Here is a 25,628-nt window from a genome sequence, read left to right as displayed (position 1 = left end):
CGGCCTACTGCATTGTCTGGCCGTTTGGTGGTCTGTCGAGCAGGTATCCCATTGTGCGGAACGGTATTTGAAGAAACTTCCCCGTCCGGAACAGCGGGTTCGGACATGGCTCAGTCCCCCTCCTCACGTGAGGAGGGGGACCGGCCCGGTCGGTATTACGTTGCGCTACTGCCTATTTCACGCCGCGTCTTTGACCTTCGGCTTGTCCTTGTTGTCATCGGACTTGTCTGCCTTCGCGGCGCCGGTCAGCTTCTTGACGGTGTCACGGGCCTGCTTGACCGAGGACTCGATCCCGCTACGCACATCGTCGGCGGCCTGGTTGGCCCGAGCACGCACCGCGGAGGCAGCTTTACCCGGCTCCGCCTTGTTGCCATCGGTCAGCTGTGTCGCGCCGTTGGCGGTGCGGGCGGCGGTGATCTTGGGCTGAACCGGCTCGGGCACCTTCTCGACCGTCGGCGTGGTCTCGCTGACGTTCGCGACCACGGTGGTGGCGCCTTCGGCGGGATCGTCGAGAGACGCGGTGTCGCCAGCGGCGGTCGTCTCGGTGCTGAGCTTGGAGACCTGAGTCGTCGACTGTCCCAGCGAGCCGGGGATTCCGGTGATCGCGTTGACAGTGTCGGTGATCGAGTCCTTGACGAACTTCACGCCGGCGTTGGCGACGTTCTGCACACCCTGCGCGCCGGTGGTGACAATGCCCTCGGCGTCGAGCGAAAGGACCGGGAGCCGCATGTCGTAGGCCGCTTTCTGCGGCGCCACGATCAGATCGCGCACGTTGACGAACATCTGGGTCGGGTAGTTCGCGGGACCGACCTCTTCACCGGCCCATTCCTTGAGGGTCCAGCTACCGTCGGCATTCTTTTCCACCACCACCGTGTCGGTGTTGTTCAGCGGATGCTGAACGATCAACAACAGGTTCGGGTTGTCGACGTTCATCATGGTCCACATCATGATGGTGGCGCCGTGCGAGAACACCGCGGCGTCGATCTCGCCGTCGCCATTGGTGTCTTCGGTGTCATCCTCGACCTGGGTCAGCGCGTTGGTCACGCGTTCGTTGAACTCCAGGCCGGTCTCGCCGCCGGGGATCGGCACGAACTGCAAGCCCAAGGTCCAGGTGAGCGGGGCCAGGATGTAACCGATGCGGCCGATCCCTTCACCCTCGGGCAGGCCCTCGAAGATGCCGGCATTGATTTCCTGCACGCCGGAGTTCCGCTGCGGATGATCCGGGTCGTATGCGCCCAGGACGGTGACCGGCAACCCGCTCTTGAGCGCGAACGGTGCCGCGGTCTCCTGGGTGCGGATCATGGTCGAGGCGTAGAGCGCGTCGAACGCGTCGGCGGACTGGTTATCCGCCCAGGCCTGCGCCTGCTGCTCGCCGGTCTCGCCGTCGTTCTGGTTGACCTGGTCATTGGTTAGGTGCGGCCCGGGAATGCTGGTGTCGATGTAGCCGGAGGCGTTGGCCTGCGATTCGGCGTGCCGGATGAAGGTCACGGTCATCGCCGCGGCGGGCAGGGTCGCGGCCGCGAACAGAGAACACGCCGTCAGGGTGCTCGCGGCGGCACCGGCAGCCCGGCGGCGGGTGGGTCGTTGCATAGGGTCTCCATCGGTTCACGGAAATGTGGGCTGCCGCTCACTCGCCGTTCACTGTGGGCGGGCTCACAGAACATAATCAAAATTCTGTTCACCCGTCAATTCTGCTACCGAGAGTTGCGTAATTGGCCAGCTCCCGGACACCTCGCAACGTGAAGCGCCCCCGACCTCAAGGTCGGGGGCGCTTCAGGCGAACGTCGGTCAGGCCGGGTCGCAGATCACGATCGGGATCTTGCGGTCGGTGTAGGACCGGTAGTTCGCGAAGTCTGCGTACATGGCGTCCAACTTGGGCCAGTACTCCTCGCGCTCGGCGTCGGTGGCATCGCGCGCGGTGAGCTCCAGCGTCTCGTGTTTGGTCTGGAACTTCACCCGGGGATTGGCCACCAGGTTGAGGTACCACATCGGGTTGGTGGCCCGGCCGCCCTGCGAGGCGACCAGCACGATGCGCTTGCCTTCCTGGAGATAGAGCAGCGGGCTGTCCCGCTCCTCGCCCGACTTGCGCCCGATCGTGGTCAGGATGCCCACTTCGGCGCCGCGCAGGAACTTGTCTCCGACGCGCCCGCCCGTCTTCTTGAAGATCCACGTTTGGGCGCGCGACATCCACTTGATGGCGGTGCCGGTCGATTTCGCGTTGAGCCGTTCGACCTGTTTGGGGCTGAGCGGGCGAGGGGTTTTGGCCATGCGCTGGACCTTAGCGGCTGATGAAGGGGGTGAGGGAAGCGCGGATGTGGTGGATCTTTCCGTCGGATGCCGGGATCAGGAACGTCTCGTCGACGTGCGAGCACACGCGGCGCCCGAACAGGCGCGGCTTGGTCAGCACGTCGAAGCGAGCACGGACGTGATCGCCGTCGACGGTGAACTCCGGCGGCGTCGTCTTCTCGATCAACTTGAACTGCGGACCGTTGTTCAGGCTGCGGCGCAGGTGATCTCCGGAGCGGCCGGTCTTCAGCCCCATCTCGATGCGGATACAGTCCGGCGTGAACGGGACCGCGTCGGCCTGATGGCTCACCAGTGCGTCGATGTAGGCCTGTGCGGCTGCGATGCGGTCCGCATCTGAAACAGGCCCAGCGGAAGGCTCGGAAGAGGTCACTAGATTCTTTCGATGATCGTGCCGGTGGACAGCGCCCCGCCGGCGCACATGGTGATCAGCGCGGTGCTCTTGTCGGTGCGCTCCAGCTCGTGCAGAGCGGTGGTGATCAGGCGCGCGCCCGTCGATCCGACGGGGTGGCCCAGCGCGATGGCACCGCCGTTGACGTTGACCTTGTCCATATCGGCGCCGTGCACCTGAGCCCAGGACAGCACCACCGACGCGAACGCCTCGTTGATCTCGACGAGGTCGATATCGCCGATCTTCATGCCGGCCTTCTCGAGGACCTTCGCGGTGGACTGCACCGGGCCGTCGAGGTGGTAGTAGGTCTCGGCACCCACGTTGGCCTGGCTGATGATCCGGGCACGGGGAGTGAGGCCTAGCGCTTTTGCCACGGACTCATCCATCCACAGCACCGCGGCCGCACCGTCCGAAATCTGCGACGACGTGCCGGCGGTGTGGATGCCGCCGTCCATGACCGGCTTCAAGGCGGCCAGGCCTTCGGCGGTGGTGTCACGCAGACCCTGGTCGCGGCTGACGGTGTTCCATTCGGATGTCGGCTGCTTGTTCTCGTCGATGACCGGTGCCTCGATCGGGGAGATCTCCCGGTCGAACCGGCCCTCGGCCCAGGCCTGCTTGGCCCGGTTCTGCGAGGCCAGGCCCAGAGCATCCACGTCCGCACGGGTGATGCCACGGCGCTTGGCGATGCGCTCGGCGGCCTCGAACTGGTTCGGCAGGTCGATGTCCCAGGATGCGGCACGGGCGCCGCCGCCGTTGGCGCCCAGCCCGACCCGGCTCATCGCCTCGATGCCGCAGGCGATACCGATGTCGATCGCCCCGGTCGCAATCAGGCCGGCGACCAGGTGGTTGGCCTGCTGGGCGCTGCCGCACTGGCAGTCGATGCTGGTGGCGCCGACGTGCTCGGGCAAACCGGCGATCAGCCAGGACTGCCGGGTGACGTTGTTGGCCTGCTCGCCGTACTGGGTCACGCAACCGCCGATGACCTGCTCGACGCTGCCGGGGTCGATTCCGGCCTTCTCGATCAGGGCCTTCTGGACGGCTCCGAGCAGCTCGGTGGCGTGCAGGCCGGACAACCAGCCGTTGCGCTTGCCGATGGGGCTGCGGGTGGCTTCGACGATGACAGGGTTACCCATGAAGTCAGGCTAGAACACGTTTCATTACTCTGACAAGCGGCGATGCACCACTACCTTTGATCTGCGGTCAAGCCGTGTTTCAATGGTCTCAATTGGTACTAGACCACGTTGTTTCAAGCATTGCTGGCTACGCGCACGGCTTGCTACAGACACTAGGAGTTAGACACATGGGCTGCCCCAACATCCCCAAGGAATTCGACTTCCTCGATTCCGAGCTCAACCTCAAGGGCCTGCCGGTCGAGGAACTCGCCGAGTTGCGCAAGGCCGAGCCGGTTCACTGGGTCGACGTTCCCGGCGGGACCGGAGGCTTCGGTGACAAGGGCTACTGGTTGGTCACCCGGCACGAGGACGTCAAGGACGTCTCGCTGCGCAGCGAGGTGTTCTCCAGCGCGATGAACGGCGCAATTCCGGTCTGGCCCCAGGAGATGACCCGCGAAGCCGTCGACCTGCAGCGCGCCGTCCTGCTGAACATGGACGCCCCGCACCACACCCGGCTGCGCAAGATCATCTCCCGTGGCTTCACCCCGCGAGCGCTCTCGCGGCTCGAGGACGAGCTGAACTCCCGGGCTCAGCAGATCGCCAAGAATGCGGCCGCCTCGAACACCGGTGACTTCGTCGAGCAGGTGTCTTGCGAGCTGCCGCTGCAGGCGATCGCCGAACTGCTCGGTGTGCCCCAGGACGACCGCGACAAGCTGTTCCGCTGGTCCAACGAGATGACCGCGGGCGACGATCCCGAGTACGCCGACGTCGACCCGGCCATGTCCTCCTTCGAGGTCATCACCTATGCCATGAAGATGGCCGAGGAGCGGGGCAAGAACCCGACCGATGACATCGTCACCAAGCTGATCCAGGCCGACATCGACGGCGAGAAGCTCAGCGACGACGAGTTCGGTTTCTTCGTCATCATGTTGGCCGTCGCGGGCAATGAGACCAGCCGTAACTCCATCACGCACGGCATGATCGCGTTCTCGCAGAACCCCGATCAGTGGGAGCTGTTCAAGCGGGAGCGGCCGAAGACCGCTGTCGACGAGATCATCCGTTGGGCCACACCGGTTTCGGCCTTCCAGCGCACCGCCAGCGAGGACACCGAGATCTCCGGTGTCAAGATCAAGGCCGGCGAGCGTGTGGTGATGTCCTACCGTTCGGCCAACTTCGACGACGCGGTGTTCGAAGATCCGTTCACCTTCAACATCCTGCGCGACCCGAACCCGCACGTCGGCTTCGGTGGCACCGGGGCACACTACTGCATCGGCGCCAACCTGGCCCGCCTGACCATCAACCTGATCTTCAACGCGGTCGCCGATCACATGCCCGACCTCAAGCCGATCGGCGATCCCGAGCGGCTGAAGTCCGGATGGCTCAACGGCATCAAGCATTGGCCGGTCGATTACACCGGCAAGTGCCCGGTCAACCACTGATCGCCTGAGCCCAACGAGCGCACTGATCGCCTGACGAATCAAGGAGGATTCGGGTGGATTTCACACCGAACCCAGAACAGCAGGCTGTCGCCGACGTGGTGACCTCTGTTCTGGAACGCGACAACACCTGGGATGCACTGGTTTCCGGTGGTGTCGCGGCGCTGGGAGTGCCGGACCGACTCGGCGGTGACGGGTTGGGTCTGCCCGAACTGTCGACCGCGCTGACCGAGATCGGTCGGCACGGCACCACCGGCCCCGCGCTGGCCACCGTGGGCCTCGGTCTGGTATCGCTGCTCGACCTGGCCACCGAGGCGCAGCAGGACCGGTATCTGTCCGGTGTCGCAGGCGGTGCGGTGCTCTCGGCGGCGCTCAACGAGCCCGGGCAGTCACTGCCCGAACGTCCCGCGACCAACTTCGCGGAAGGCAAGCTCAACGGCACGAAGATCGGTGTGCCCTATGCCGAGACGGCGAAGTGGCTGGTGGTCACCGCCGACAACGCCGTGGTGGTGGTATCGCCCGCGGCCGACGGTGTGACGGTCACCAAGACCCCGACCTCCAACGGTTCCGACGAATACGCCGTCACGTTCGCCGATGTCGCCGTCGACGCCGCCGATGTCCTCGACGGCGCGAGTGCACACCGGGTCAACCAGCTGGCACTGGCGGTCACAGGGGCGTTCGCGGCCGGACTGGTGGCCGGGGCGCTGCGGCTGACCGCCGACTACGTGGCGACGCGTGAGCAGTTCGGCCGACCGCTCTCGACGTTCCAGACCGTGGCCGCACAGTTGTCCGAGATCTACATCGCTTCGCGGACAATCTCTTTGCTGTCCACTTCGGCGCTGTGGCGGCTGTCCGAGGGGCTGGACGCCGACGAGGATCTGAGCATCCTGGGCTATTGGCTCACCTCGCAGGCCGCGCCGGCCATGCGGCTGTGCCATCACCTGCACGGCGGTATGGGTATGGACATCACCTACCCGATGGACCGCTACTACTCCTCGATCAAGGATCTGACCCGGCTGTTGGGCGGTCCGTCGCATCGCCTCGATTTGGTGGGAGCCTGATGTTCATCGACCTGACGCCCGAGCAGCGGGCACTGCAAACCGAACTGCGGGAATACTTCTCGACTCTCATCACGCCCGAAGAGGCCGCGGCGATGGAGTCCGACCGGCACAACGAGGCCTACCGCACGGTGATCAAGCGGATGGGCAGCGACGGCAAGCTCGGCGTCGGCTGGCCCAAGGAGTACGGCGGCCTGGGCTTCGGCCCGGTCGAGCAGCAGATCTTCATCAACGAGGCCAACCGCGCCGACATCCCGCTGCCGATGGTCACGCTGCAGACGGTGGGCCCGACGCTGCAGGCGCTCGGCACCGAGGAACAGAAGAAGAAGTTCCTGCCCGGAATTCTCGCCGGTGAAGTGCATTTCGCGATCGGCTACTCCGAGCCCGACGCCGGCACCGACCTGGCGTCTTTGCGGACCACCGCAGTACGGCACGGTGACGAGTACATCGTGAACGGGCAGAAGATGTGGACCACGGGCGCACACGACGCCGACTACATCTGGCTGGCCTGCCGTACCGACCCGACCGCGGCCAAGCACAAGGGCATCTCGATCCTTATCGTCGACACCAAGGATCCCGGCTATTCCTGGACGCCGATCATCCTGTCCGACGGCGCACACCACACCAACGCGTCGTACTACAACGACGTGCACGTCCCCGCCGACATGCTCGTCGGTGAGGAGAACGGCGGCTGGAAGCTCATCACCACCCAGCTCAACCACGAGCGCGTCGGCCTCGGTCCGGCCGGCCGCATCGCAGGCATCTACGACCAAGTGCACGCCTGGGCATCCAAGCCCGGCTCGGACGGTGTCACCCCGATCGAGCACGACGACGTGAAACGCCTTCTCGGCCAGATCAAGTCGATCTGGCGGATCAACGAGCTGCTCAACTGGCAGGTCGCCGCGTCCGGCGAGACCATCGCCGTGGCCGATGCCGCCGCCACCAAGGTGTTCTCCACCGAACGCATCCAGGAAGTCGGGCGGCTGGCCGAGGAGATCGTCGGCAAGTACGGCAACCCGGCCGATCCCGAGACCGGCGAGCTGCTGATCTGGCTGGACAAGATGGCCAAACGCAACCTGGTGATCACCTTCGGTGGTGGTGTCAACGAAGTCATGCGCGAGATGATCGCGGCGTCCGGTCTGAAGGTGCCGCGGGTTCCGCGATGACGGTCGGTGTCGCCGAGTGTGAGCTCGATGGCGAAGAATTGACCGAATCTCGCGAACAACTTCACTTTCGACGAGGAGGGTGCAGGTGAGCGATCTGCAGGCAGGCATCGAACAGATCATCGCGTCCGGCACGAGCAAGCCGACTGTGGCTCGGGATCCGGTGAATCAGCCCATGATTCACCACTGGGTCGACGCGATCGGAGACAAGAACCCGATCTATGTCGACGAGGCCGCCGCCCGGGCCGCCGGGCATCCCGGCATCGTGGCGCCGCCGGCGATGATCCAGGTCTGGACCATGATGGGCCTGGGCCGCACCCGCTCCGACGATGATCCTTTGGGTCGTGCGATGAAGTTGTTCGACGACGCCGGGTATGTCGGCGTCGTCGCCACCAACTGCGACCAGACCTATCACCGTTACCTCCAACCCGGCGAGCAGGTGGCGATGAGCGCCGAGATCGTCGGCATCGTCGGCCCGAAGCAGACCGCATTGGGCGAGGGCTACTTCATCAATCAGAAGATCCGCTGGCATGTCGGTGACGAGGAGGTTGCCGACATGGACTGGCGGATCATGAAGTTCCTGCCGGCCGGAAAGCAGACCGACGAGGGCGCGGCCGAAACGGCAGTCATCCCTGAGGATCTCGATCCGGACAAACTGATGCGGCCGTCCTCGTCACGGGACACCAAGTTTTTCTGGGACGGTGTCAACGCCCACGAGTTGAGGATCCAGCGTCGCCCCGACGGCACCCTGCAGCACCCGCCGGTGCCCGCCGTGTGGAAGGACTACAAGGACCCGGTGACGGAGTCTGACTACGTCGTAGCCTCCGGCAAGGGCACGGTGTTCAGCTACGTCGTGCACCATGCGCCGAAGGTGCCCGGACGCAGCCTGCCGTTCGTCATCGCGCTGGTCGAACTCGAAGAGGGCGTCCGGATGCTGGGTGAACTGCGCGGTATCGCTGCCGATCAGGTGAAGATCGGAATGCCGGTCACCGCAACCTATATCGACTTCCCGGACAGTGAGATCAGCCCGGCCTGGACGTTGTACGCATGGGAGCCCCAAGCATGAGCCTGACTATCTCCGACGTTCAAGTGGGCACTCCACTCCCCGAACTCAAGATCTACGGCGACCCGACGTTCATCGTCTCCACCGCCATCGCGACGCGCGACTACCAGGATGTGCACCACGACCGGGACAAGGCGCAGGCCAAGGGTTCCAAGGACATCTTCGTCAACATCCTCACCGACACCGGTCTGGTCGGCCGGTACGTGACCGACTGGGCTGGACCCAACGCCATCGTCAAGTCGATCAAGCTGCGACTCGGCGTGCCGTGGTACGCCTACGACACGATCACCTTCACCGGTGAGGTGACCGAGATCGAAGGCGACCTGGTGACCCTGAAAGTGGTGGGCAGCAACAGCCTTGGCAATCACGTCATCGCCACGTCCACCCTCGTTCTGGGAGGCGCACAATGAGCCTGTCTGGTAAAGCCGCCATCGCCGGTATCGGCGCCACCGACTTCTCCAAGAACTCCGGCCGCAGTGAGCTGCGGCTGGCAGCCGAGGCGGTGCTCGACGCGTTGGATGACGCCGGCCTCAAGCCTTCCGACGTCGACGGCCTGGTGACCTTCACGATGGACTCCAATCTGGAGACTGCGGTGGCCCGGTCCACCGGGATCGGTGATCTGAAGTTCTTCAGCCAGATCGGCTATGGCGGCGGTGCCGCGGCCGCGACCGTCCAGCAGGCCGCTCTCGCCGTCGCGACCGGTGTCGCGGAAGTCGTTGTGGCATACCGGGCATTCAACGAGCGCTCGGAGTTCCGTTTCGGCCAGGTGATGACCGGTCTGACCGTCAACGCCGACTCCCGCGGCGTCGAGTACAGCTGGTCCTACCCGCACGGGCTGAGCACCCCGGCCGCGTCGGTGGCGATGATCGCCCAGCGCTACATGCACGAATATGGCGCCACGAGTGCGGATTTCGGTGCTGTGTCGGTGGCCGACCGCAAGCACGCGGCCAACAACCCGAAGGCGCATTTCTACGGCAAGCCGATCACCATCGAGGATCACCAGAACTCGCGGTGGATCGCCGAACCGCTGAGGCTGCTGGACTGCTGCCAGGAGACCGACGGCGGCGTGGCCATCGTCGTCACCACGCCTGAGCGCGCCAAGGACCTCAAGCACCGGCCGGCGATCATCGAGGCCGCCGCCCAGGGTGCGGGCACCGATCAGTTCACCATGTACTCGTACTACCGCGAGGAGCTCGGGCTGCCCGAGATGGGCCTGGTCGGCCGTCAACTCTGGGACCAGAGCGGTCTGTCGCCCGCCGACATCCAGACGGCGATCCTCTACGACCACTTCACCCCGTACACGCTGATCCAGCTCGAGGAGCTCGGTTTCTGCGGAAAGGGCGAGGCCAAGGACTTCATCGCCGGTGGCGCCATCGAGGTCGGCGGACGGCTGCCGATCAACACCCATGGTGGCCAGTTGGGCGAGGCCTACATCCACGGGATGAACGGCATTGCCGAGGGTGTGCGTCAGTTGCGGGGCACGTCGGTCAACCAGGTCGACAATGTCGAGCATGTGCTGGTCACCGCGGGCACCGGGGTGCCGACGTCGGGATTGATCCTCGGATAAAGGTGCATCGCCACCCCCGATCGGCACGGTAATGTTTGCTCCGCATGTGCATCACGCGTAGAAGGGGGCCGTGGCATGGGGATGCCGCGCGACAGCAGCCCGTACGGGTCGCAGACGTTGCAAGGACCAGCTTGGCCGAATGTCGATGAGGACCAGCTGACTGCGGCCGCGGCGTCGTATACGAAGCTCGCGACCAAGATCAGCGGCAGCGTCGTTCCGCAGCAGACCAGCCAGCTAGCGAAGCTCGGCGAGGGGTGGAAGGGCGCCAGTTCGCTCGCCGCCTCAGGCGAGGCCACCACGATGATCGCCGGCCATGAGGCGAACGCCGCTCAGGCTCAAGCCATCGCCACCGCGCTGACCACCATGGCGGCGGCCGTGGTGCAGACCAAGACCGCGGTCAACGCGGCCGCCGAAGAGGTCCAGCAGGAGGTCATGGCGCTCCAGGCAGCGGCGGCGGTCATGCCCAATGTCCAACAGCTGATCGAGAGCCGCATCAAGATGGGGCTGTCGCAGAACATCGCGACGGTTTCGGCCGCGAGCAGTGAGATGGCCGGCAGCCTGGGCACCATAGCCAACCTCCCGCAGGTCGGCACGCCCCCGACCGCGCAGGCGACGGAGGCCGCCTCAAAGGGCGGCGAGCAGATGATGCAGCTGATCAGCCAGCTCCCGCAGATGCTGGGGCAGATCCCGCAGATGCTCGGTCAGATTCCCCAGCAGCTTTCCCAACCGCTGCAGCAGTTGTCTCAGCCCTTGCAGCAGTTGACGTCGATGCTGGGTTCGGGTGGGAAGGGTTCGGGTGCCGGTCCGAGCCCGTTCTCGTCGTTCTCGAATCATCCGCTGGCCGGCGGTGCCGGCCCGAGCAACGGTGCGGGCATGGTCAAGTCCGCAGGACTGCCGGGCGGGCCGGGCGGCGGCAGCCCGCAGACACCCCTGCTGTCGAAACTTGTCGGCGGCAACACCGCGCCGGTCTCCGTTGACCCGGGCGCCAGCGGCGCCGTGCTGGCCGGTCTCGCACCGGTCGCCGCGGCCAACGCAGCGGGCATGGGCGGCGGCGGCCCGATGGGCATGATGGGCCAACGCGGTGGCGAAGGCGGAGGGACCACGTCAGGTCTGGCAGTTCCAGCCCCGCTGGAACATGAGTTGGGGGATGGCGATGACGACTATGACGATTGGTGAGCTGACTCAAGGGGGACTCCGTGGCTGATCCGCTCTCCACTCCCGACGCGCCGCTGAGCTGGAACGCCGCGCCGGTCGACCTGCCCGAGATGCCGCCGATTCAGGCGGGCGAAGATGCGATGAGCATGACCATCGCCGGGATCTTGCCGACGCTGGCGGCGTCGATGACGACGAATGTCACGGCGTTGTCGGCCAAAGAAAACATGTTCAACAGCAAGCTCTCTGACGCCCAGGGCGCCTACGACAAGGCTGACCAAGGCAGTGGAGAGGGCGTCGGCCAACTCGGCCAGATGCTGGGGCAAATGGGCCAGATGGGTCAGATGGCCGGGGCGCCGGCCCAGATGGCGGGCCAGATGGGTGGACAGTTCGGCTCGCTGATGGAGCCGTTGATGAAGGCCATGGAAGGCGCCAAGGGCGACGGTGCGGGCAAGGACGGTGCACCCGGTGCAGGTCAGCCCGGCGGCCCGGGGCAGCCTGGCGGCCCCAATCCGCAACAGCAGCAAGAGGAACGCGAAGCCAAGCTCAACGAGCGGGACAAGCAGCAGGAAGACCGCGAGGCGGCGCAGAACGACCGCGATGCTGCGCAGGATCGGCGTGAAGCAGGTCTGGATGCCCGTGAGTCTCAGCTGACCGACCGCTCCGATGGGGCGGGGTCGTCGGCTCCGCATGCAGCGCCTCCGGCCGCTCATCCGGCTCCGCCCGCTGCGACCGCACCGCCCGCTGCTGCGCCGCCCGCCGCTGCCGGGCCCAGCCCGAGCCAGCCGGCACCCGGCCCGGCCCCGGTGGCACCACAGGAGCCTCCGCGTCGGTCGGACGATCTCTGGCGTCGGATGTAGGTCAGTCTTTCGGTGTAGGGCGGGCGTCGGTGTCAACCGGCGCCCGCCGTCGCCATTTTTGCTCCAGATATGACGCTGGAGTGGCCGTCGAATTCGACAGCCACTCCAGCGTGACAAAGCGGGGGAGAAGAAGGCTAGGCCGGGACGAGCTCCACGCCCGACAGCACGACGGCGTTGTCCCGCGACGGTGCGGTCAGCACCCCGATGAACTTGCCGTCTTCCTTCCAGATGTTGGCCTGCAGGGTCTCGCCCGGGAAAACCACGCCGGCGAACCGGGCGCCGTACGAGGCCACCTGGGAGACATCGCCATCGAGCAGGTTGTCGACGATGGCCTTGCAGCCGATGCCGTAGGTGCACAGTCCGTGCAAGATCGGCCGGTCGAAGCCCGCCGCCGCGGCGAACGCCGGGTCGGAGTGCAGGGGGTTGCGGTCGCCGCACAGCCTGTAGAGCAGGGCCTGCTGCGGAAGTGTCGGCAACGAGATCTCGATATCCGGTGCGCGATCAGGCAATTCGGCCGAGGTAGCCGGGCCACGCTCGCCGCCGAAGCCGCCCTCACCGCGGGCGAAGATCGACCGCTTGGTGGTCCACAGCACGGTGCCCGACGAGTCGGTCACCGTTGACTCGCTGACGATGACGGCGGCCTTGCCCTTGTCCCAGATCTCGGTGAAGCGCTGCACCGACTTGGCGGTGCCGCTGGTAGGGATCGGGCCGGGCACGCTGACGGCTTCGCTGGCGTGCAGCACCTTGGACAGCTCGATGTCGATGCCGGGGAACTGCACCTTGGGCGGCTCGGTCATGTGGAAGCTGACCGCGACATTGCCGAACGTCGGCAGCACCTGTGGGGTGTCGTCGACGAGGTAGCGCAGCTCGCGTGCGTCCATCGGGTCGGCGCCCGCACCGAGGCCCAGGTGGTAGAGCTGGATGTCGCTACTGGTCCAGGAGAACTCGATGGGTTCCAGCTCGGCGCCCAGCGCCTTGTCGAGATCGATTGGCATCTACTTCTACTTCTTCCCTGCAATGTCGAGTGCTGCGAGGTAACCCCAGGTCATGGCGGGACCAATGGTTCCGCCGGGGCCGGGATAGGTGTGACCCATCACCGGTGAGCTGACGTTACCTGCGGCGTAAAGCCCCTCGATCACCGAGTTGTCGTCGCGCAGCGCCCGGCCGCGCACGTCGGTGCGGATACCGCCCTTGGTGCCCAGGTCGCCCGGAACCATCTTGGCCGCGTAGAACGGGCCGTGCTTGATCTCGCCGAGGTTGGGATTGGGCTTGTTGGTGGGATCGCCGTAGTAGCGGTCGTAGGCGCTCTCGCCGCGGTGGAAGTCTTCGTCCACCCCGGAGCGGGCGAAGCCGTTGAAGCGGTCGATGGTCGCGGCGAACGCGTCGGCGGGCAGCCCGGTCTTGGCGGCCAGCTCCTCGAGCGTGTCGGCCTTGACGATGACGCCCGACTCCAGCCACTTCTTCGGAATGCGTTGTCCCGGCTGCAGACCCGCGAAGATGAAGCGGTCACGGTACTGCTGGTCGAAGATCAGCCAGGCCGGGATGTTCTCGCCGGGGCCGGCGCCCTGGCCGTACTCGCCGCCGTACATGTGGTGGCAGGCCTCGACATAGGGCATCGATTCGTTCATGAACCGCTTGCCGGCCATGTTGACGATGATCGAGCCGGGGGAGTTGCGCTCGGACAGGGCGAACCACGGCGAGTCGGTCAGCGGGACCGTCGGGCCCCACCACGAGTCCTCCATGAATTCGAGTGCGGCGCCCTGCTTTTCGGCGGCCAGGATGCCGTCGCCGGTGTTGGCCACCGCGCCCACGGTCCACTCGGTGGTGATGGGTGCGCGTTGGTACTTCACCCGCATCTGCTCGTTGTGCTCGAACCCGCCGGAACCCAGGATCACCGCGCGTCGGGCCCGGATCAGTTGCGGCTCAGCGGAAGTGTCGCGGGGATCGACAACATAGATGCCGCGGACCACGCCGTCCTCGACATGGAGATCGGTCAGCGCGGTGTTCAGCAGGACCGGGACACCGGCCTTCTGCAGGCCGATGCGCAGCGGGGCGATCAGTGCGCGACCCATGCCGACCAAGTTCTTGCCGGTGGCGTTGGCCCACACGGAGCGGACGCCCACCTTGATGCTGCGCAGCACGCCGCGCGGATGACGCTTGAGCTGGTTGAGCCGGACGTAGTCCTGCTGCATCACCACCATGTTCATCGGCACCTTGCCGTACGGCGGCTCCAGGCCCTTCTCGTCCGCGCCGAGCTTCTTGGCGTTGAACGGCTTGGGTTCCACCGAGCGGCCGGTGGGCTTGCCGCCGGGCGTCTCGGGGTAGTAGTCGGAGTATCCGGGCACCCAGCACAGCTTCAGCGGCGAGTGCTTGAGGACGAACGACAGCATCTCCGGCGAGCGGTCGAGGTAAGTGTCGATCTTCTCCGCGGGCACCACGTCACCGATGATTTTGTGGAGGTAGGTGCGCGCGGCCTCAGGGGTGTCTTTCACGCCGTCGCGTTTGAGAATCTCGTTGTTCGGGATCCACACCCCACCACCTGACCGCGCAGTGGAACCTCCATAGTGCGGCGCCTTCTCTACGACTACTGTCGAGAGGCCCTGATGGGCTGCGGTGAGGGCGGCGACCATGCCGGCAGCGCCGCTGCCGACCACGACAACGTCGTACTCCTGTCCAGTCATGTAGAACACGTTATAGAATTGCCGGGCCTGTGGACAACTGCGCCGGTCAAAGAAGCGAGGGGAATTCACCAAAATGCTTAGTGTCGAGGTGCGCGACGAGCTCGCGGCCGATCTCGCCGAGGCCGAGCGGAGCCGGGTTCCGATGACGCCGTTGACGGATCGGTACGGCGATATCGACGTGGTGGATGCCTATGAGATCCAGCTGATCAACATCCGGCAGCGGGTCGCCGAGGGTGCCCGCATCATCGGCCACAAGGTCGGCCTGTCCAGCAAGGCCATGCAGGACATGATGGGTGTCGACGAGCCGGACTACGGCCATCTCCTCGATGAGATGGAGGTGTTCGAGAACGTCCCGGTGCCCTCGTCGAACTTCCTGTACCCGCGGGTCGAGGTCGAGGTCGGGTTCATCCTGGCCGACGATCTTCCCGGGGCCGGCTGCACCGAGGAGGACGTGCTCGCTGCGACGGCCGCGTTCGCCCCGGCGATCGAGCTGATCGACACCCGCATCACCAACTGGCAGATCAAGTTGTGCGACACCATCGCGGACAACGCCAGCAGCGCCGGCTGGGTGCTCGGGGAAGCGCGGGTGTCGCCAAAGGACATCGATATCTGCAACATCGACGCCGTCCTGACCAACCACGGCAAGGTCGTAGCCGAGGGACGCAGCGATGCGGTGCTGGGAAATCCGGTCACCGCGGTGGCCTGGTTGGCTCGCAAGGTGGAGAGCTTCGGCGTGCGCCTGAAGGCCGGTGACATCGTGCTGCCGGGCTCGTGCACGCGTGCGATAGATGCACCTCCGGGCAGCGATTTCGTCGCTGACTTCGCCGGGTTAGGTTCAGTAAGACTGAGTTTCGAATAAGGGAGCCGAATATGGCTGACAAAGCATCAGTTGCCATCGTCGGGTCGGGCAACATCAGCACCGACCTGCTGTACAAGTTGTTGCGTTCGGAGTGGCTCGAGCCGCGCTGGATGATCGGCATCGATCCGCAGTCCGAAGGGCTGGCCAGGGCCCGCAAGCTCGGCCTGGAAACCAGTCACGAGGGTGTGGACTGGCTGCTCGCCCAGGACGAGAAGCCCGATCTGGTGTTCGAGGCCACCAGTGCCTACGTGCACCGTGACGCGGCGCCGCGCTACGCCGAGGCCGGTATCCGTGCCATCGACCTGACCCCGGCGGCCGTGGGCCCCGGCGTCATCCCGCCGGCCAACCTGCGCGCGCACCTCGATGCGCCGAACGTCAACATGGTCACCTGCGGCGGACAGGCCACCATCCCGATGGTGTACGCCGTGAGCCGTGTCGTGGACGTGCCCTACGCCGAGATCGTGGCGTCGGTGTCGTCGGCTTCGGCGGGTCCGGGCACCCGGGCCAACATCGACGAGTTCACGAAGACCACCAGCGCGGGTGTGCGCGATATCGGTGGGGCCCACAATGGCAAGGCGATCATCATCCTGAACCCGGCTGAGCCGCCGATGATCATGCGCGACACCATCTTCTGCGCGATACCCGAGGATGCGGACCACGCCGCGATCACGCAGTCGATCAAGGATGTGGTGGCCGAGGTGCAGACCTACGTGCCGGGTTACCGCCTGCTCAACGAACCGCAGTTCGACGAACCGTCCGTGGTCAACGGTGGAAACCACCTGGTCACGGTGTTCGTGGAAGTGGAGGGTGCGGGTGATTACCTGCCGCCCTACGCTGGAAATCTGGACATCATGACCGCCGCGGCGACCAAGGTCGGCGAGGAAATCGCCAAGGAACTGGCATCAGCGGTTTCAGGAGGTGCGCAAGCATGAGTGACATTTTCTTCAACCCCGTCTGGGACGTCCGGATGACCGACACGTCGCTGCGCGACGGGTCGCACCACAAGCGGCACCAGTTCACCAAGGACGAGGTCGGCGCCATCGTCGCCGCCCTGGACGCCGCGGGCGTGCCGGTCATCGAGGTCACCCACGGCGACGGCCTGGGCGGGTCGAGCTTCAACTACGGGTTCTCCAAGACCCCGGAGCAGGAGTTGATCAAGCTGGCCGCCGAGACGGCCAAGGAAGCCAAGATCGCCTTCCTGATGCTGCCCGGTGTGGGCACCAAGGAAGACATCAAGGAAGCCCAGAACAACGGTGGCTCGATCTGCCGCATCGCGACCCATTGCACCGAGGCCGACGTCTCGATCCAGCACTTCGGGCTTGCCCGTGAACTGGGCCTGGAGACCGTCGGGTTCCTGATGATGAGCCACACCATTCCGCCGGAGAAACTCGCCAAGCAGGCCCGCATCATGGCCGACGCCGGCTGCCAGTGCGTGTACGTCGTGGACTCCGCGGGTGCCCTGGTGCTCGAAGGTGTCGCCGACCGGGTGGCGGCGCTGGTCGCCGAACTCGGTAACGACGCTCAAGTTGGCTTTCATGGTCACGAGAACCTCGGTCTCGGCGTGGCCAACAGTGTCGAAGCGGTGCGCGCGGGTGCCAAGCAGATCGATGGCTCGTGCCGTCGGTTCGGTGCCGGTGCCGGCAATGCCCCGGTCGAGGCGCTGGTCGGGGTGTTCGACAAGATCGGCGTCAAGACCGGCATCGACTTCTTCGACATCGCCGATGCCGCCGAAGAGGTTGTCGCCCCGGCGATGCCGGCCGAGTGCCTGCTGGACCGCAACGCGCTCGTGATGGGCTACGCGGGCGTGTACTCCAGCTTCCTCAAGCATGCGGTGCGCCAGGGCGAACGTTACGGAGTGCCCGCCCACGAGCTGTTGCTCCGCGTCGGCCAGCGCAAGCTCATCGGCGGCCAGGAAGACCAGCTGATCGATATCGCGCTGGAGATCAAGCGCGAACAGGAAGCCGCGGCCGCCAAGGCTTAGAGGCTGACCGTTTCATCGACGATGCCGAGTTGGCGATAGACGTCGTCACGGTAGTTGGCGTACTGCGAGTTGATCGGGAGGGTGGCCCAGCCATGCATTTGGCCCATCCCGATTACGACGCTGACGTCGCCGCCGGCATCGTCGATCACCTCGGCGAACTTCAACGCCCCAGGCGCGATGATCTCGCGCGTGCCGATGTAGATCGTGGTCCGCGGCAGGCCCTCGACCGGCCCGAGGAACGTGTCGGACAGTTCGGGATCCTGCTGCGATCGCCACTGGGCCAGACCATCGGACTCGGGCACCTCAAAGAGCGGATCGTTCACCAGCACAACATTGGGATCGGTGAAGACCTCAGGATCGGTGAGGCCGGGTGAGCTGAGCACCATGCGCGACGGGACCCGGCTGCGGAGGCACTGGGTGTCGCCCTCGCAGTCGCGCACGATCTTCTGCACCGCGAGCACGGCGATCATTCCACCGGAGGATTCTCCGTACACACTGACGTTCTCGGCGCCATGCTCGGTGACGTAAGCGGCGATGAGATCTGCCGCCGGCGGGATGGTGTTGTCGGCGGTCCCGCCGTCAGGAATCAGCGGGTAGCGCGGCACGATGACCGTCGCGCCGGTCTGGCGCGACATCTGGGCATAGTCCAGCCAGTGAAAAATGTTGGGCGGGGTAACCAATCCGCCTCCGTGGAACGCGATGACGTGCTCGTCAGAATCCGATCTGGGGTTCGAGATCTCCCAGACCTGCCAGGTCTGCTCGACACCGTTGGCGTCCTGGGCGGTGAACTCCGTTGCCCGCACATCCAGCCCGAGGGTCAGGATCGGCGGCGGATCGGGCACGGCGATGCCGCCACCTAAGCTCGTCGTGATATCGACACCGATGACTTGGGAGATCTCCCGGAACGCCGTCAACGCCAGCACGGTCACTTGGTCGAACACCGACGCGGCGTCGGTCACGTCGATGTCGTCGATGAGGCTGTCCGGCACGACGATTCCGGGCGCCAGCGCGATGGCGTCGGCTGCAGACACTGACGCGAGTGCGTCGGTGTCATCGACGATGCCGAGTTGGCGATAGACGTCGTCACGGTAGTTCGCCGACTGCGAGTTGATCGGGATGGGACCGCCTTGGGCCCAGTCGTGGATCTGGCCCATCCCGATCACCACGGTGACGTCGGCATTCGGATCGGCATCGACCATCCGCTCGGCGTATCGCAGGGCGCCGGGCGCGGCCTGCTCGCGTGATCCCACATAGATCGTGGTCGGCGGCATACCGTCGGTTGGGCCTAGCAGCGGGTTCCAGAGTTCTTCCGGGCCGCTGGCCCACTGGCCGTAGTACTCCTTGTCCTCCTCGGTCAGCCAGACGACCGGATCATTGACCAACTCAACGTTCGGATCGGTGTAGATCTCCTCTCCGTTGAGGCCGGGGGAGAGCAGCACCATGCGCGACGGGACCCGGGTTTCCAAGCAGCCGGAATCGCCATTGCAATCGCGGACGATTTTCTGCACGGCAAGGGCGGACAGCGTGCCGCCGGCCGAATCTGCGTAGATGCTGACGTTCTCGGCCCCGTAGGTCTCGACCTCGTTGGCGATGAAGTCGGCCATCGGCGGGACCGACTTCTCCGCGGTGCCGCCGTCGGGGATGAGCGGGTAGCGGGGGACGACGACCGTGGCTCCGGTCTCGCGTGCCATCTGGGTGTAGTCCATCCAGTGAATGATGTTGGGGTCGTATACGAATCCGCTGCCGTGCACCGCGATGACCCGCTCGTCGGTCGGGTTGGGCGGCGTGATCACCCAGACGTCACCGCCCTCATAGGTGTCCTTGGTGACCGTGAGCCCGATGGTGGTGAACCACGGCGGCGTGGGGGTGGTGATCAGCTCGCCGAGTTTCATCGTGATGTTGACGCCGATGACTTGAGAGACCTGCTTGAGCGCCTCCATGCCGAACACTGTGATCTGGTCGGTCAGCGACGGGCCGGGCGTCGCGATGACATGGTCCGCGAGTTCCGGTGGGACGACGATGCCGGGCGCGAGTGCCACCGGTCCCTGTGCGGTGACGGCGTTACTGAGCGTGCTGACCCGGGTCAGGAGATCCTGCGGCTGACGGAGGGCGTGCTCGAACTCGCGGCGCGCGAATGCCAGCATCGCCCAGGCGTCGGGAGGCTCGGCGGGCGAGTCGGGCGAGTCGGGCGCCGAGTTCAGCGAGAACGGATTCAGAACCGTGTTGATCACGGTGGCGACGGCACCGGTTACCGCGCCTTCGACGTCGTCGAGCGTTGACGGCGCGGGAATCTTCGGCTCGGGGATCTTCGGGCCCGGCTCACGCCCGATCGCCGACAGTGGTGGTGCCACGCGGGTGAGCGCGTCGACCGTGACCGCTGCGGGCGTTGGGGGCTCAGCCTTCGCGGGCTCGACGGCGGTGTCCGCCTCTGGGTGTGACGGTACGGCCGGAGCGGGCAGGAGGCGCTCGACAGTTTTGGCCCAGCGCTTCGTCTGGTCCTTGGCGGTGGGGATCTTCAGCGCTGCTTTGTCGTCGGAGCCTGGCCGGTCGGAGGCGACCGAACCCAGCGCGTCATGCACGGCGGTGCGCAGTTCGGCGCCCAACTTGTCGATCGCGGCTCTCGCAGTCGACGCGACATCTTTGGGGTCATCGAGGGCCTTGGATCCGGTGTCGCCGGATTCGGAGTCGTCCATCTTGGCTGAGGCATGCTTGCGCGGCTTCGATGCGTGCTGTCGTTTCGGTTTGGCTCGATCAGGCGTCTTCGCCGACGGTCCCGAGGACCGGGATGAACCAGACGAAGCAGATGACGTGGACGAGTCTGTCGAGTCGGCCGTGGCCACCCCGCATCCCATCCCCAGAGCCAGAGCAGATCCAACTCCCAGGGCTACCGCCAAACCACCCACGCGCCCTACATATCCCCCGGTATGCATGAGTACCACGTCTACCTGGCCGGCCATGCTCACGATGGCGATTCGCCAAATATGACAAGCATCCATGTTTAAGCGGAACGCTTAGCGGCCCTTGTGTTTTCGATCATCGCCACCTGGCGCGGCGAGGAGTGTCGTCCGAGCCCGGCATGATTGGGCCATGGCAACCCGCGAGCAGGCCCAGTCGATCCTCGAACAACTGGCCGGGCCGGGGGCTGTGTTGCGTGATGACCAGTGGTCGGCCATCGAGGCGCTGGTGGTCCAGCGGCAGCGCGCGCTCGTCGTGCAACGCACCGGGTGGGGCAAGTCCGCGGTCTACTTCATCGCGGCCAAGCTGCTGCGCGCCGCCGGTCGCGGCCCAACGGTCATCGTCTCCCCACTGCTGGCGTTGATGCGCAACCAGGTGGCCGCTGCCGAGCGGGCCGGGGTTCGGGCCGCCACCATCAACTCCGGCAATGTCACCGAGTGGGACGGGATTCACCGCCAGGTTGCCGACGGACAACTGGACGTGCTGCTGGTCAGCCCAGAGCGACTCAACAATCCCGATTTCCGAGACAACGTCCTGCCGGCACTGGCCGCCGATGCGGGTCTGGTGGTGGTCGACGAGGCCCATTGTGTTTCCGACTGGGGACATGACTTCCGGCCGGACTACCGCCGGATTCGTACCTTGATCGGCGAATTGGGTTCGCAGGTACCGGTTCTCGCCACGACCGCGACTGCCAACGATCGGGTGGTCAGTGACGTCGCGGCCCAGCTGGGCGTCGGCGGATCGGACACCTTGGTGCTGCGCGGTGGTCTGGACCGCGAGTCGTTGAGGCTGTCTGTGGTGCAGGTGGGCACTCCGGCGCAACGCGCTGCCTGGATCGCGGCGCACCTGGATTCCCTTCCGGGCTCAGGCATCATCTACACGCTGACGGTCGCCCAGGCGCACGACGTGGCCGCGATGTTGGCCGAGCGCGGTCACAAGGTGGCCGCTTACACAGGGTCCACCGACACCGCCGAGCGTGAACAACTCGAAGCAGACCTGCTCGACAACCGGGTCAAGGCATTGGTGGCGACGTCCGCCCTGGGAATGGGCTTCGACAAACCCGACCTGGGGTTCGTCGTGCATCTGGGCGCACCGTCGTCGCCGATCGCCTACTACCAGCAGGTGGGACGCGCCGGCCGTGCGACGGACAGCGCCGAGGTGATCCTGCTTCCCGGCACAGAGGATCAGGACGTCTGGAGGTACTTCGCGTCGGTGGCCTTCCCGTCCGAATCGATGGTGCGCCGCGTCATCGGGGCACTGGAGACCGATCGCGCACAGTCCACGCAGGCGCTGGAACCGCTGGTGGATCTCAACCGGTCCCGCCTCGAGATGGTGCTCAAGGTGCTCGACGTGGATGGTGCGGTCCGCCGTGTGAAGGGCGGTTGGGTCGGCACCGGTGTGCCCTGGGATTACGACGAGGCCCGTTACCGCGCATTGGACGAGGCTCGGCGCCGCGAGCAACAGGCGATGCTGGACTACCAGGCCACAGCCGGCTGCCGGATGGTTTTCCTGCGGGGCCAGCTCGACGATCCCGAGCTGGTACCGGACGCACGGTGTGGGCGCTGTGACAACTGCACCGGTCGGCGTTACGAGGCTGCGGTGGCGCAGGACATCCTCACGGATACCGCACAGCGCCTGTCCAGGCCAGGTGTCCTCGTCGCCCCTCGCAAGCAGTGGCCGTCTGGGCTGGCTGCGCTCGGTGTGCCGCTGTCCGGCCGAATCGGCGAGGGTGCGGCGCCGGGCCGCGCGATCGGCAGGCTCACCGATCTCGGGTGGGGAGCGCGCCTGCGTCGTCTGCTGGCCGAGCCGGATGCGGAGCTGCCCGACGACGTGTTGGCCGCGGCGGTCGAGGTGCTCAAGGTATGGGACTGGGATCGGAGACCGACTGCGGTGATGGGGCTGGACTCCCAGACGCATCCGCTGCTGATCTCTTCGACGGTGCAGCGGCTGGCGCAGATCGGGCGGCTGACGAACCTGGGCATCTTGCCCTACGCCCCGCAACGACGGCCCGTCACCGCGGCGAACTCGGCTTATCGGGTGGCGGCGCTGGACGGTGCCTGGGAACCGCCGCAACTCGATGTCGACGGGCCGGTGCTGCTGGTCGATGACATGACCGACACGGGATGGACGCTGACCATGGCGGCCCGGCTGCTGCGCGCTGCCGGAGCGCCCGATGTTCTGCCGCTGGTGCTGGCGAGCGTCAGCTGAGGCGTTCGGCTGAGCCCTGGTCGCTGTCGCCCGCGAGCGAACTTTTCGGCCTTCGGTTTCAGTCGCGTCCGGCGCAAGAAAAATGACGCTGCCAGCAATTAAGTTGGCGATTTCTTTCACTGGTCAAGTACCGATGTTTACTGTCTCTGCACGCACGTGCGCTTGTCGCGTCAATTCGTGCGGGTTTTGGGGCAGGCAGCCGACCTTCATCGTGCGGCGATGATGATCAAGTCGCCGCGACCCAGGGGGCGCCGATTCCGGACCATTTGTTAGCCGGTTATTGCGAACGAAAACTTTGAAATCAAGTGATCTTGATAATGTGAGTAAGGATTGCGTGGCTAACTATTGACCGCACAGTTCTGATCTTGAGTCGCGGCGTCATGCAGATGCGGGCGTTAGCTCGGATTTGCTGACAGTCTTGACGGCTGGTTCGAACTTCTCATTGATGGTGTTGAGGCATTGGTGGCGTACTGGGTGTTTTGCCCTCAGCTTCGCTGGATTGAACTACACGTTTGTGGGGCACTTCGGCCCTGGGTTTTGGGCGCCCCTGGAATGCCGCGCGTGGCGCGGGTGGAGCCAGTGCTCAGTCGCGGGACCCCTGAATCGCCTGCCCCCTGAACGCATGGGCGCGGAGCGGCTCCGGGTCCGCCGGTGGTGGCCATGGCTTCGCTGTGGCACGTGGTCGGCCGGTCGGCGAACCCTTACGACCATTCAGCATGACAACAGAAAACCCCCAGGCAGCGAGGGGCGCGGCGAGGGGAGATCTCGCTGAGCGTGCCGCGTGCGTAGTGTTCGCCGAGAGGATCCCGCGTCCGTGCTTCACGCCCACGCCACTCGGGCGGAACGAACTTCACTCATCTCCGCCGGCCGACCATCGAGGTGCTGCCATTGGCGACAACGCCGGCGCACCGCGCCTGCCGAAGTCGAGGGTCAGGATCTCCGCTTCCCCGCAGCGGCTGAAGGTACTGAATGGCGCGAGGGCAGTTCCTCACGACGGATGTATCGACTATTTGCTCGATAGTCACTGATGCGTCGAGTAAGTGGTCGAATACCCTCCGCTCAGCAACAGATTATTCGTGGATCGCTAATTTCTGCACCCCCGTCAAGAAGATCTGGATATGCTGGCGCTCTGCAACTAGACACGTCATAGCTGGAGTGAGTCGAGAAGAAACAGGCATCGTGAGGACGGGTGCGAGGCTGGACGCCTCGCGGCGGATTCGCGAGCGTTTTTCCTGGCCCACTCGACGATGGGGAGGACCAGGGTGAGCATCAACCCGTTTGACGATGAAAACGGCAGCTTTCTCGTTTTGATCAACGATGAGGAGCAACACAGTCTGTGGCCGACCTTCGCGGATGTTCCTGCCGGCTGGAAGGTGGTGTTCGGCGAAGCTGACCGCGCTGCGTGTCTGGACTACATCGAGCAGAACTGGCCGGACATCCGACCCAAGAGCCTGCGCGACAGATTGGCGCAGAGCTAGGGGTCCCGATCAATCACAGGGCCGGGGGGTTCGCATTTCTTTTCGTGGTGGGAGAGTTCGATGCAGCATGTTGAACAGGCGCTGCCAGTAACGCGCGCACAGCTCGACATATGGCTTGCGCAAGACGTCGGTTCTTCCGGTACGGAGTGGCAACTCGGCTTGTTCGTCCGAATCGCAGGTGAGGTAGACCGCGATGCCCTTGAGTGGGCGGTCTCCCGGGTGGTCCGCGAGGCCGAACCGATGCGGGCCACGTTCTTCGAAGCGGATGGACAGGTTTTCCAGAGGACGGTCGAGTATCCGAATGTTGAGCTGGCGTTCCATGACCTGACCGGCGCAGCCGATCCGGAGCAAGACGCCCGGGACATGGCGGCGGCAATCCAGCGCACGCCCATGTCGATGACAGGACCGCTGTTCAAGTGCGCACTCTTCAAAACTCGTGCCGACGAGCACTTCCTGATCGCGTGCTGTCACCACATCGTCTTGGACGGAACGGGTATCGCTCTCGTCGGGTCGCGGCTCGCCTCGGTGTACTCCGCACTCGTCACCGGTGCGCCGATACCACCCCCCATCTTCGGTTCGCTGTCCGATCTGATCGACTGCGAGTCGGAATACGAAGCGTCCGGCGAGTATCTCGAGGACCAGGCGTACTGGCGTGAGCATCTTCCACCGGACGGTGGCCCGCGCTTTGAGTCCGCCGAAGTTGTCGACAAAGCTGACGCTCATTGGCCCTCGGCCCCAGTGCAATTGGATTCAGGGCTGCTCCGCCGGCTCGATCAGTTCGCCGACTCGAAGAACGTTCCCCGCTCCTCGATCATCACAGCCGCGTGCGCACTTCTGGTGCGTGGCTGGTGTGCAGACGGCTCAGATGTGGTGCTCGACTTCCCCGTCAGCCGACGTGTACGTCCCGAATCACGGACCCTTCCGGGGATGGTCGCGGGCGTCGTACCGCTGGTATTGACGGCCGCACCGACAACTTCGATCGCCGATTTCGTCGACCATGTCGAGGCTCGCATACAAGAAGCCGTGCTGCATCAGCGGTTTCCGGTGCATGCGCTTGAGCGCAAGGTCAATCCGCACGCCGCGGGCCAGATGGCCAATCGGGTGAGCGTGAACTTCCTCCCCTCGACATTCACGTTGGACTTCGGTGGAGTGCCCGCATCGGCTTCGCTGACCAACGCCGGCGTGGTCGGTGGGTTCGGGCTGATCTTCTCCAGCTCGGGCGATCAGCTGCTGCTCAGCACCATGGGAACCGGTCAGCCGTTCTCCGATTTCGACGTCGCTGACCTCGCGGCGCGGTTGGAGCGCGTACTGGCCGGCATGGTCGCTGATCCCACTGAGCTCGTGGCGTCCGTGGATGTGC

20 protein-coding genes and 1 pseudogene are annotated in these 25,628 nt (G+C 65.4%); 14 read left to right on the top strand and 7 right to left on the bottom strand.

The window, feature by feature from the left end; all coding sequences use genetic code 11:
* Nucleotides 1–177: 177 nt before the first annotated feature.
* The 4 genes from QQ25_RS29895 to QQ25_RS27550 all read right to left on the bottom strand — a co-directional run bounded on the left by QQ25_RS29895 (nucleotide 178) and on the right by QQ25_RS27550 (nucleotide 3,828).
* Nucleotides 178–1,590, bottom strand: coding sequence for a histidine phosphatase family protein (locus QQ25_RS29895; protein WP_052236112.1), 1,413 nt, complete (start codon nucleotides 1,588–1,590; stop codon nucleotides 178–180).
* 198 nt (nucleotides 1,591–1,788) lie between these two features.
* A complete protein-coding gene (locus QQ25_RS27560) occupies nucleotides 1,789–2,268 on the bottom strand; it encodes a nitroreductase family deazaflavin-dependent oxidoreductase (RefSeq protein ID WP_039325522.1) in 480 nt (159 codons plus the stop codon).
* 10 nt (nucleotides 2,269–2,278) lie between these two features.
* Nucleotides 2,279–2,677: a DUF8021 domain-containing protein gene (locus QQ25_RS27555; protein WP_039325520.1), complete on the bottom strand. Its 399-nt coding sequence runs from the start codon at nucleotides 2,675–2,677 to the stop codon at nucleotides 2,279–2,281.
* Entirely contained in the window at nucleotides 2,677–3,828 is a 1,152-nt protein-coding gene (locus QQ25_RS27550) for a steroid 3-ketoacyl-CoA thiolase (protein WP_039325518.1), read from the bottom strand. Before QQ25_RS27550 ends, QQ25_RS27555 begins: the two co-directional genes overlap by 1 nt.
* A 167-nt stretch (nucleotides 3,829–3,995) precedes the next feature.
* Here QQ25_RS27550 and QQ25_RS27545 point away from each other — a divergent pair, with 167 nt between their 5' ends.
* From QQ25_RS27545 to QQ25_RS27510, 8 genes are all read left to right on the top strand, one after another.
* Nucleotides 3,996–5,246, top strand: a complete 1,251-nt coding sequence (locus QQ25_RS27545) for a cytochrome P450 (RefSeq protein ID WP_039325517.1) — start codon at nucleotides 3,996–3,998, stop codon at nucleotides 5,244–5,246.
* Nucleotides 5,247–5,299: 53 nt separating this feature from the next.
* The gene (locus QQ25_RS27540) at nucleotides 5,300–6,304 is read left to right on the top strand and encodes an acyl-CoA dehydrogenase family protein (protein ID WP_039382233.1); all 1,005 of its coding nucleotides are present in this window, start codon (nucleotides 5,300–5,302) and stop codon (nucleotides 6,302–6,304) included.
* Complete coding sequence (fadE29, locus tag QQ25_RS27535; protein ID WP_029110859.1) at nucleotides 6,304–7,467, top strand: acyl-CoA dehydrogenase FadE29; 1,164 nt, start codon at nucleotides 6,304–6,306, stop codon at nucleotides 7,465–7,467. The genes QQ25_RS27540 and fadE29 overlap by 1 nt, the downstream gene beginning before the upstream one ends.
* Before the next feature lie 85 nt (nucleotides 7,468–7,552).
* Entirely contained in the window at nucleotides 7,553–8,530 is a 978-nt protein-coding gene (locus QQ25_RS27530) for a bifunctional MaoC family dehydratase N-terminal/OB-fold nucleic acid binding domain-containing protein (protein WP_039382730.1), read from the top strand.
* On the top strand, nucleotides 8,527–8,937 hold the full coding sequence (locus QQ25_RS27525; RefSeq protein ID WP_196808337.1) for a MaoC family dehydratase: 411 nt from the start codon (nucleotides 8,527–8,529) through the stop codon (nucleotides 8,935–8,937). Before QQ25_RS27530 ends, QQ25_RS27525 begins: the two co-directional genes overlap by 4 nt.
* A complete protein-coding gene (locus QQ25_RS27520) occupies nucleotides 8,934–10,094 on the top strand; it encodes a 17-hydroxy-3-oxo-4-pregnene-20-carboxyl-CoA lyase (protein WP_039325513.1) in 1,161 nt (386 codons plus the stop codon). The genes QQ25_RS27525 and QQ25_RS27520 overlap by 4 nt, the downstream gene beginning before the upstream one ends.
* A gap of 75 nt (nucleotides 10,095–10,169) precedes the next feature.
* The gene (locus tag QQ25_RS27515; protein ID WP_039325511.1) at nucleotides 10,170–11,270 is read left to right on the top strand and encodes a hypothetical protein; all 1,101 of its coding nucleotides are present in this window, start codon (nucleotides 10,170–10,172) and stop codon (nucleotides 11,268–11,270) included.
* 20 nt (nucleotides 11,271–11,290) lie between these two features.
* Nucleotides 11,291–12,106 carry a hypothetical protein gene (locus QQ25_RS27510; RefSeq protein ID WP_039325510.1) on the top strand — a complete coding sequence of 272 codons (816 nt, stop codon included), beginning with the start codon at nucleotides 11,291–11,293 and terminating at the stop codon, nucleotides 12,104–12,106.
* A gap of 134 nt (nucleotides 12,107–12,240) precedes the next feature.
* On the opposite strand, the gene QQ25_RS27505 is transcribed toward QQ25_RS27510, so the two are convergent.
* Both QQ25_RS27505 and kstD read right to left on the bottom strand, forming a co-directional pair.
* Entirely contained in the window at nucleotides 12,241–13,101 is an 861-nt protein-coding gene (locus tag QQ25_RS27505; protein WP_039325509.1) for an enoyl-CoA hydratase ChsH3, read from the bottom strand.
* A gap of 6 nt (nucleotides 13,102–13,107) precedes the next feature.
* Complete coding sequence (kstD, locus tag QQ25_RS27500; RefSeq protein ID WP_039326890.1) at nucleotides 13,108–14,787, bottom strand: 3-oxosteroid 1-dehydrogenase; 1,680 nt, start codon at nucleotides 14,785–14,787, stop codon at nucleotides 13,108–13,110.
* A gap of 73 nt (nucleotides 14,788–14,860) precedes the next feature.
* On the opposite strand from kstD, the gene QQ25_RS27495 reads away from it, so the two are divergent.
* From QQ25_RS27495 to dmpG, 3 genes are read left to right on the top strand one after another with little or no spacing between them, the layout of a single operon-like run.
* Nucleotides 14,861–15,646 carry a 2-keto-4-pentenoate hydratase gene (locus tag QQ25_RS27495; RefSeq protein ID WP_039382229.1) on the top strand — a complete coding sequence of 262 codons (786 nt, stop codon included), beginning with the start codon at nucleotides 14,861–14,863 and terminating at the stop codon, nucleotides 15,644–15,646.
* Between the two features lie 11 nt (nucleotides 15,647–15,657).
* Complete coding sequence (locus QQ25_RS27490) at nucleotides 15,658–16,578, top strand: acetaldehyde dehydrogenase (acetylating) (RefSeq protein ID WP_039382228.1); 921 nt, start codon at nucleotides 15,658–15,660, stop codon at nucleotides 16,576–16,578.
* Nucleotides 16,575–17,627, top strand: a complete 1,053-nt coding sequence (gene dmpG / locus QQ25_RS27485) for a 4-hydroxy-2-oxovalerate aldolase (protein WP_039382226.1) — start codon at nucleotides 16,575–16,577, stop codon at nucleotides 17,625–17,627. The genes QQ25_RS27490 and dmpG overlap by 4 nt, the downstream gene beginning before the upstream one ends.
* On the opposite strand, the gene QQ25_RS27480 is transcribed toward dmpG, so the two are convergent.
* A complete protein-coding gene (locus QQ25_RS27480) occupies nucleotides 17,624–20,320 on the bottom strand; it encodes an alpha/beta hydrolase (RefSeq protein WP_052236111.1) in 2,697 nt (898 codons plus the stop codon). The two genes, dmpG and QQ25_RS27480, sit on opposite strands and share 4 nt — an antisense overlap.
* A 394-nt stretch (nucleotides 20,321–20,714) precedes the next feature.
* Between QQ25_RS27480 and QQ25_RS27475 the strand changes: the two genes are divergently transcribed.
* The 3 genes and pseudogenes from QQ25_RS27475 to QQ25_RS31680 all read left to right on the top strand — a co-directional run.
* Entirely contained in the window at nucleotides 20,715–22,790 is a 2,076-nt protein-coding gene (locus QQ25_RS27475) for a RecQ family ATP-dependent DNA helicase (protein WP_039382225.1), read from the top strand.
* A 1,262-nt stretch (nucleotides 22,791–24,052) separates the two neighbouring features.
* Nucleotides 24,053–24,268 (top strand): MbtH family protein, encoded by a 216-nt coding sequence (locus QQ25_RS27470; RefSeq protein ID WP_039382223.1) that lies wholly within the window; start codon nucleotides 24,053–24,055, stop codon nucleotides 24,266–24,268.
* A 60-nt stretch (nucleotides 24,269–24,328) separates the two neighbouring features.
* A pseudogene (locus QQ25_RS31680) lies at nucleotides 24,329–25,591 on the top strand (condensation domain-containing protein); the annotation flags it as partial.
* Between the last annotated feature and the right edge of the window lie 37 nt (nucleotides 25,592–25,628).

The organism is Mycolicibacterium setense (assembly GCF_000805385.1).
Lineage (GTDB): Bacteria > Actinomycetota > Actinomycetes > Mycobacteriales > Mycobacteriaceae > Mycobacterium > Mycobacterium setense.
The sequence above is the reverse complement of the archived record's forward strand: the minus strand, read 5'-3'. Positions and strand labels throughout refer to the sequence as shown.